Consider the following 1,298-nt stretch of genomic DNA (forward strand, 5'->3'; position numbering starts at 1 on the left):
AAGGCCGCGTTAAATCGGTTCACGATCATGTTCGATGAGCGCATGCCGCAGCTTTAAACGATTTCCCGTTTACACAAAATCGCGGATACCCCCCATTTCGCCAGAGTCCAAAATTATCGGTGCCATCCGGACCGATTTGAGAAGGTGAAGCAACGTTGGTCATGACATAGATTGCCCCACTTTGCCAAATTGAGTTCACCATTCGAGAATCTGGGGCATAGGTAAGCTTGGCGTTTTCCAGCCCGCGCAGAGCATACCTGTTCCTCTTCTGACACAACTGGATCAGCCGCTCAATCATTTGCTGCTCAGAATGGGTTCCCTTGAACTTCGAGTTCAGAAGGTCTACTCGGAACTGCTGATACTCCATCGCTTCGTCGTCTTCGCTCATGACCAGCTTCCTTTATATGTTCGCGATTTTCAATTGGCCTATTTAGGAAAAGGAGAAGCCTCACGGCTACACCCCTTCCCATACCTCCGCTCGAACAGGTCTTGTACATCGGCAGTTTGGCAGATTGGGTGATGTGCGCACCATAAGTATTGGGCGTATCGGGCAAGATTAATTGAAAGAGTATGACACTAGCCCTTGGCGACAGGCGGCACAAGCATGCGCTCAAGCACATCGGGCGGGACGGAGGGCTTGGTGGCGTTCTCGAAACACTCTAAAAGTAGCTTCAGGTTGTGAGATTGTCCTGGTCCAAGATCGTCTAGAGCCGGATGCTCGACTATGTACTTGATGCGTTCTGAAAGCTGCTCAAGAAATGTATGCTTGGCCTTTGCGTCCTCAAGAGCGACCTTCTTTCCGACAACCTCGACCCTTGAATTAAGCAATTCGATGTTCGAAGCTATGATCTCGGCCTGCCAGCTTTGGATTGCCCCATTTATTAGATTAAGAATTTTTTGGTTGTGTCGCTCGGTTCGAGTGCCAACTACAAAAAACACGATAGACGCAACAAAGCTCACAAGGCCTAAAACAAATGAGGTAATAGCAATGATGTCCACGATAACGATCTCCTGCAACTAACGTAGTTTTTGCCAAATCAAATCAATTGCACCTCGTACCAGCTAACCGGACATCCGAGCGCGCCTCAGTGCTTCAAGGGATCGAAGCTGGGCGTTGAGCGATTGACGCTAAACACCATGGAGAAGTCTGCAGAGTGTGCATTGGTAAACTCTTTGGTTGCAGCAAATAAGCCAAGCGCGAATAGTCGGGGGTATCCGCGATTTTGTGTAAACGGGAAATCGTTTAAAGCTGCGGCATGCGCTCATCGAACATGATCGTGAACCGATTTAACGCGGCC

2 protein-coding genes are annotated in these 1,298 nt (G+C 49.2%); both read right to left on the reverse strand.

Going from position 1 to position 1,298, the window contains the following annotated elements; genetic code table 11:
* Positions 1-25 precede the first annotated feature (25 nt).
* On the reverse strand, positions 26-388 hold the full coding sequence (locus EI185_RS17635) for a hypothetical protein (RefSeq protein WP_124706447.1): 363 nt from the start codon (positions 386-388) through the stop codon (positions 26-28).
* Positions 389-576: 188 nt separating this feature from the next.
* Positions 577-999 (reverse strand): hypothetical protein, encoded by a 423-nt coding sequence (locus tag EI185_RS17640; protein WP_124706448.1) that lies wholly within the window; start codon positions 997-999, stop codon positions 577-579.
* Between the last annotated feature and the right edge of the window lie 299 nt (positions 1,000-1,298).

This window comes from Sulfuriferula multivorans (assembly GCF_003851125.1).
Taxonomy (GTDB): Bacteria; Pseudomonadota; Gammaproteobacteria; order Burkholderiales; family Sulfuriferulaceae; genus Sulfuriferula; species Sulfuriferula multivorans.

Excerpts from the sequence above, each read along its gene's own strand:
- EI185_RS17635 (WP_124706447.1), bottom strand. The coding sequence starts at position 388 with ATGAGCGAAGACGACGAAGCGATGGAGTATCAGCAGTTCCGAGTAGAC.